6 protein-coding genes are annotated in these 6,371 nt (G+C 65.9%); 4 read left to right on the top strand and 2 right to left on the bottom strand.

Annotated features, from left to right (window positions below; translation table 11 throughout):
- On the top strand, positions 1-424 hold a 424-nt coding region (locus VGN72_17510), incomplete at its 5' end, for a carbohydrate-binding protein (GenBank protein ID HEV7301168.1).
- 178 nt (positions 425-602) lie between these two features.
- Here the strand turns inward: VGN72_17510 and VGN72_17505 are convergent.
- Together VGN72_17505 and VGN72_17500 are read right to left on the bottom strand one after the other, a co-directional pair.
- On the bottom strand, positions 603-1,571 hold the full coding sequence (locus VGN72_17505; protein ID HEV7301167.1) for a Gfo/Idh/MocA family oxidoreductase: 969 nt from the start codon (positions 1,569-1,571) through the stop codon (positions 603-605).
- Positions 1,572-1,812: 241 nt separating this feature from the next.
- Positions 1,813-2,586: an AraC family transcriptional regulator gene (locus VGN72_17500; protein HEV7301166.1), complete on the bottom strand. Its 774-nt coding sequence runs from the start codon at positions 2,584-2,586 to the stop codon at positions 1,813-1,815.
- Positions 2,587-2,671: 85 nt separating this feature from the next.
- Between VGN72_17500 and VGN72_17495 the strand changes: the two genes are divergently transcribed.
- The 3 genes from VGN72_17495 to melA are packed head-to-tail and all read left to right on the top strand — an operon-like array spanning position 2,672 to position 6,351.
- Positions 2,672-3,772, top strand: coding sequence for a Gfo/Idh/MocA family oxidoreductase (locus VGN72_17495; GenBank protein HEV7301165.1), 1,101 nt, complete (start codon positions 2,672-2,674; stop codon positions 3,770-3,772).
- Between the two features lie 8 nt (positions 3,773-3,780).
- Entirely contained in the window at positions 3,781-4,860 is a 1,080-nt protein-coding gene (locus VGN72_17490; GenBank protein ID HEV7301164.1) for a VCBS repeat-containing protein, read from the top strand.
- Positions 4,861-4,890: 30 nt separating this feature from the next.
- Positions 4,891-6,351, top strand: a complete 1,461-nt coding sequence (gene melA, locus VGN72_17485; protein HEV7301163.1) for an alpha-galactosidase — start codon at positions 4,891-4,893, stop codon at positions 6,349-6,351.
- Positions 6,352-6,371: the final 20 nt, after the last annotated feature.

The following is a 6,371-nucleotide window of genomic DNA, read 5'->3' as shown; positions in this document are numbered from 1 at the left end:
GATCACCAGCGGCACGGTCACGCCACCACCGCCGCCGCCGGTTCAGCCGTCGGTGACGGTGCAGGCGGAGTCGGCGACGATGGTCGGCGTGACGCGGCAGACGACCAACGGTGGCTACGCCGGCAGCGGCTACGCCGACTTCGGCGGCGCCGGCTCGTACGTGCAGCTGACGGTCGGCCGCACAACGGCGGGGCCGACGATGGTGACGCTCCGGTACGCGAACGGGTCGGCGGGCGATCGGCCGCTGAGCGTGTCGGTCAACGGCGTGGTGGCGCACGGCAGCCTGGCCATGACCGGCACCGGGAGCTGGACCACGTGGAGGGAACTGACGCTAACGCTGGACCTGCTCGCCGGCAGCAACGTCATCCGCCTAACGAACATGACCGCCAACGGCGTCAACCTCGATGCGATCACCGTCGGGTAAGGGGGAGGGTGCGACTACGGCGAGACGCGCAGCCCGACTGGAAAGGGCGGAATGGCCCACCGCCCTGCGTGACCATCACGGTCGTGTCGTCGACCTGCACCCCCGCATCCGGCACGGCTTGGAGTACCAAACCGTGGCACCCAAGCCAGTTTCTGAACTGGAAGGTGCATAACACGCTCTAGGCAAAATCGATCGCTTTCCCGGTCCGGCTCGATTCGAGCACCGCCTCGGCCACGGCCATCACGCGAAGGCTGCGGGCGACGCTCGCGACCGTCTCCAATTTGCGTTCGATGCAATCGAGAAAGTGTCCGCGCAGGTCGAACGCTTCGTCACAGGCGTAAGGCGTGCGGGACTGGCCCAGGAGCGTCAGGAACAGGTCGTTGCCCCACTCGTTTGTGACGGCGCTGGCGGTCGATCCCTCGACGCCGCGGTAGAAGTTGACGGTGGGCGATGACCATGAGCCCTCGTGGGTCGCGGTGACGCCCCCGGCGAAGCCAAGCGTGATCCAATTGTGGTCGTTGGCCCGCGGATGCGACCGGTCGGCGGCCCAAACGCGCGCGTAGACGCTGTTCAATCGGCCCCCCGTCTCCTCGGCAATGGCCAGTAGCCAGTCGAGCTCGTGCAGGTTGATCTCGTACAGCACGCCGCCGCTGCGGCTCGGGTCCGTGCGCCAGGGCGCGCCACCGGTACCGATCGAGAACACGCGCCGCGACCAAAGCGAGCGCAGTTGGCCCAGCGTCCCCTCACGCGCCAGGCGAGCCATCGTCTGAATGGGTGGATCGAACCGCACTGCGAAGCCGACGGCCGACACAACCTTGGCCTCGGCCACGGCCCCGGCGATCTGCTGTGCCTCGGCGAGGTTCAGGCCCATCGGCTTCTCACAGAAAACGTGCAGCCCCGCCCGCGCGACCGCAGTCGCGTGTTCCACATGCAACCAGTTCGGCGAAGACACGACGACCGCGTCGACCTCATCCAGCAACTCGCGGTAGTCGCTTACCCAACGGGCGCCGCACTCGGTGGCCAGCGCGTCGCCCCGACCGCGATCCGGATCAGCGATCGCCACGACGCGCGTTCGCGGGTTGGCCGTGTAATATTGGGCATGTCCCGTCGCGTTGCCGCCAGCGCCGATGATTCCAATTCTCGTCATGGTTCAATGTCCTCAAGTAAACGGAACACGCCGATCAGGACGCAGGTCGATCGCATTCGATGTAGGAGATGCTGCGGCCGCACACAAACTCTGTACACGCGCCTGCAAGCAACGTTGCCTTCCACCATCATCAAGCTTCTTGATCGCGGTGAGCCTCAGGTGCTTGAACTGGGCCGAATTGCTTCCCACCCTTGCCCCGCGCACGGGGAGTGGGGCAGAAGAATTTTCAGGAGATAAGTCGTCAGCCGCCCGGCGTATTGCGGCGAGGCGTCTGGCCGGTGACGCGCTTGTAGACGCGCGACAGGTGAAACTCGTTACCGAGGCCAACCGTGCGGGCGACGGCCCGCAGTGGCACGCTGCGCGTCATCAGTAGTGCGCGGGCGGCGTCGACACGCTGGCTGCGCACGAACGCCATTGGCGACATGCCCGCCGCCACCCGGAACCGGCGGGCGAAATGAAATCGCGACAAACAGGCGGCGTCGGCAAGGTCGCCAAGCGAGATGCGCTCAGCCAGGTGGTCGCGGACGTGTTGGCGGACAAGTTGCACGAGCTGGTCCTCCTCCCGGGCCCGGGCCGACCGCTCGGCCAGCAGGGCCGTCAGCAGCGCGTCGAGCGTCCGCTGGTCGGCGTCGCACGCCGCCGGTGTCAGTTCCGTCATCCATCTGGCCAGCACCGCGACGCGCCCAGCGGCGTCCGCCGACCACACGGGGCCGGGCCCGTCGGCCGCGAACGCGTCGTCGTCGGCCTCGAACGAGATGCAGACCATGTTGACCGGTCGGTGGTCGACCGACCGCTCGGCATGCGACGCCCGACGGGCGTACAGCAGGGACTCACCGGCCCGGGCGGTCACCGTCTGCGCGGCGCGGCCGGCGCCGTCATCCGCCATGGGCTCCACGCGGGCCTCAACTGCCCCACTGGTGAGCACGATCAGCTCATGAAAACGCTCGTGCACGTGACGTCCCATCGTCCAATCGGGCAGGAAAACGAGCTGAGACGCCGCGAGCAGCCGCACCATGTGCATCGAAGCTACCGCACGAAATGCCAAAAGCAAAGCAACCTTCGACATGGACGTCACCGTGGGGTGTGGCATGTTGAAGACCATGGCAGACACCAATCCATCACGGCCCGTGCGATTCGCGTACGTCGGCTGCGGCTTCGTCGCGCAAACGATCCACATCCCCAACTTTCGAAGTCTGAAGGACTGCGAGTTCGTCGGCCTTGCCGAGGTGCGGCAGGACCTCGGCAAGCGCGTGGCCGACCGCTTCGGCATCCGCAAGCTGTACCGCAGCCACGAGGAGATCGCGATCGACGCGGACATCGAGGCGGTCGGCGTCAGTGCGCCGTACGCGCTGCAGGGGAAGATCGCCGAGGAACTGGTGCGGGCGGGCAAGCACGTTTTCATGGAGAAGCCGATGGCCGTCAACGCCGCGCGGGCCGAACGCATCGTCGCGGCGCAGAAGCCGGACGCCCGCGTGTTCGTGGCGTACATGAAGCGGTACGACCCGGGCAACCTGTTGCTCAAGCGGCACCTGGACGCGTGGCGCGCCAGCGGCGAGGCGGGACCGATCCTGTTCGCTCGCAATCATGGCTTCGGCGGCAACTGGACGTACGCGGCCGACCCGAACGTGGTGATGGACCGATCGCCCGAAACGCCGCCGCCCGCGCCCGCCGAGTGCCCTGAATGGCTGCCGAGCGAGTGGCACAACAGCTACCTTGGTTACCTGCAGCAGTGGACGCATAACGTCAACTTGCTGCGGTTCTTCCTCTCCAAGCCGGGCGAGAGTTCCGCACCGGTGGTCAAAACTGTGCAGCTCGATACGGATGGGATGACCGGCGTCGTGGTGCTTGAGATCAACGGCACCCGCTGCACGGTCGAGAGCGCCTACACCGGCTATCACGGGTGGGAAGAGCACACTCAGATCTACTTCAAGAACGGTTGGCTGCGGACCGAGGCGCCGCCGCTCATGCAGAAGAACGTGCCGGCGACGGTCGAACTGTATCGGCCGGCCAAGCCGGGTCAGGCACCGCAGTTGGTCAAGGAGTTCGCAGACCCGCAGTGGAGCTACCGCGAGGAGGCCGCAGCCTTCCTGCGATGCGTGCGCAGCGGCGAACCGTTCCCGTCGAGTGCCCAGGACACGCTGCACGACGTGCGGCTGTTCGAGGACATCTACCGAGAATTCGTGGCGCAGCAGCCCAAGTGAGCATACTTATGCCTACAGTGAAGTGGACCAAACAGCTAATTTCCGCCGAGGCATTCGAGGCCGTGGCCGTGTTTGACGTCGATGGCGACGGTGTGCCGGACATCGTCACGGGCGGGTTCTGGTACAAGGGCCCGGACTTTCGCGAGAAGTTCATCATCGCCGACGATCTGCGGCGCTACCGCGACTACTACGACGAGTTCAGCGTCATCCCGATGGACATCGCCGGCGACGGACGGCTGGACTTCGTCACCGGCGGCTGGTGGGGCAACAACCTCCGCTGGCGACAGAACCCCGGCAACCACACGTTCGGCTGGGAGATGAAGCCATGGGCCGAGCACGTAATCGCCGATGGCATTGGAAACGTCGAGACGACGCGGGCCTGGGACGTCGATGGTGACGGCCAACTGGAGATCGTCCCGAACACGCCAGGCCACCCGCTGTGCGCGTACAAGCTCGTCGGGCCTGGCAAGTTCGCGAAGCACGTGCTCTACCCATCGGGCCTTGGCCACGGATTGGGGTTTGGCGACGTCGATGGCGACGGCCGGCCGGAGTTCGTCACGCCGAAGGGCATTCTGAAGCAGACCGGCCGGCCGCTGGGGGACGTGTGGGAACTCACACCTGGACCCGACATCGGCCGCGACGCCAGCATTCCGGTCATCGTCGCCGACGTCGATGGCGACGGACAAGCCGAGCTGATCGTCGGCAACTCTCACAGCTACGGCCTGAGCTGGTGGAAACGAACGCCCGCCGGGAAGTGGGACAAGCAACCGATCGACCCGTTCAACAGCCAGTACCACGACCTGCACTGGGCCGACATCGACGACGACGGTTTGCCCGAGCTTGTCACGGGCAAGCGCTACCTTGCCCACTGCGGGCACGACCCCGGCGAGTACGATGACATTGGCGTCTACTACTTCAAGTGGACCGGTAGCGGCTTTGCCAAGCAGGTCATTAGCCACGGCCCGCCGGGCTTCGGATGCGGCTGCGGCATCCAGTTCGCGATGGCCGACCTTCGCGGCACCGGCCGGCTCGACGTCGTCGCGCCGGGCAAAGAGGGTCTGCACGTGTTGTACAACGAGGGCGTCTGATCCCTCTGATCGAACAAGCGGAGAAATCTCATGTCGAAGAAGATCGCGATGATCGGTGCCGGTTCGGTGGTGTTCTGCAAGACGCTGGTGAGCGACATCCTCGCGACGCCCGGGCTGCACGACAGCCAGTTCGCGTTGATGAGCCCGACGGAGACGAAGCTGCGGCGGATGGAGGCGTTCGTCGGCCGGATGATCAAGGACAACCGCCTGCCCGCGACCGTGTCGGCCACGACCAACCGACGCGAGGCGATCAAAGATGCTGACTTCGTCGTCGTGATGATTCAGGTCGGCGGCTTCGAGGCCTTCGGCGTCGACTACGAGGTGCCGCTGCGCTACGGCGTCGACCAATGCATCGGCGACACGCTAGGGCCGGGCGGCGCGTTTCGCGGGCTGCGGCATATTCCCGTGCTCGTCGACATCGCCAAAGACATGGCCGAGGTGGCCCGTCCCGGCGCAATCATGCTGCAGTACGCCAACCCGATGGCCGCCAACTGCCTGGCGCTGGGGCGGTCGACGCAGGTGCCGTTCGTCGGCTTGTGCCACGGCGTGCAGACGACGCTCGACCTGTTCGCCGGCTATTGCGGCATCGCCGACAAGAGCGAGATCACCTACACCTGCGGCGGCATCAACCACATGGACTGGTTCCTGCGCCTCGAACATCAGGGGCGTGATTTGTATCCCGAGCTGCGCGAGAAATTCGAGCGGCCGGAGTACTACAAGAACGAGAAGGTTCGCGGTGAGGTCTTCCGTCACTTCGGCTACTTCATGACCGAGAGCACAGGGCACCTGTCTGAGTACGTGCCGTGGTTCCGCAAGAGCGCCGAGGCGCTGGGGCTCTACTGCGACGAGCCAGCATTCGGCGGCGAGAGCGGCGCGTACTACAAGTGGGGCAAGACGATGGCCGAAAAGTACGCGAAAGTCGACCCGTTGCAGTTCGAGACGACCGCGATCGAGGGCCGTAGCTCCGAGTACTGCAGTTGGATTCTGGAAGCGGTGGTCACCGGGAAGCCATTCCGGTTCATGGGCAACGTCTACAACGGCGGGGGCAGTGGTGGGGACTACATCGACAACCTGCCGGCGGACAGCTGCGTGGAGGTGCCCACCTATGCCGACGACACCGGCCTGCGGCCGACGCGCGTCGGCAAGCTCCCGCCGCAGTGCGCCGCGGCCTGCACGACGAACGTGCTCGTGCAGCAGCTGATCGCGGAGGCGGCGCTGAGTGGTGACCCGGAGCACATCGTCCACGCGCTGGCGCTCGACCCGCTGACGGCCGCCGTCTGTACGTTGAAGGAGATCCGCGACATGGCCAGCGAAATGCTCGAGGCCCAGCGGTCGTGGTTGCCGCAATTTGCCGGCCGCTCGATTCGCTCCGCGCCGACGATCAGCATCCCCGCCGATGTGCGGCCAGTCGAGGTGCCGCTCGATCCGGCGCTGGCGATCCACAAGCGGTTCGGGCAGCTCGTTTCCCAGAACGTCCAGATCGACATGTAGAAGCAGAGAAGGCGGAGGAG

The organism is Tepidisphaeraceae bacterium, from assembly GCA_035998445.1.
GTDB lineage: Bacteria > Planctomycetota > Phycisphaerae > Tepidisphaerales > Tepidisphaeraceae > DASYHQ01.
This window is presented reverse-complemented; position numbering and strand designations above follow the sequence as displayed.

Coding starts and splice junctions, on each gene's coding strand:
- VGN72_17505 (HEV7301167.1), bottom strand. CDS start 1,571: ATGACGAGAATTGGAATCATCGGCGCTGGCGGCAACGCGACGGGACAT.
- VGN72_17500 (HEV7301166.1), bottom strand. CDS start 2,586: ATGGTGCGGCTGCTCGCGGCGTCTCAGCTCGTTTTCCTGCCCGATTGG.
- VGN72_17495 (HEV7301165.1), top strand. CDS start 2,672: ATGGCAGACACCAATCCATCACGGCCCGTGCGATTCGCGTACGTCGGC.
- VGN72_17490 (HEV7301164.1), top strand. CDS start 3,781: ATGCCTACAGTGAAGTGGACCAAACAGCTAATTTCCGCCGAGGCATTC.
- melA (HEV7301163.1), top strand. CDS start 4,891: ATGTCGAAGAAGATCGCGATGATCGGTGCCGGTTCGGTGGTGTTCTGC.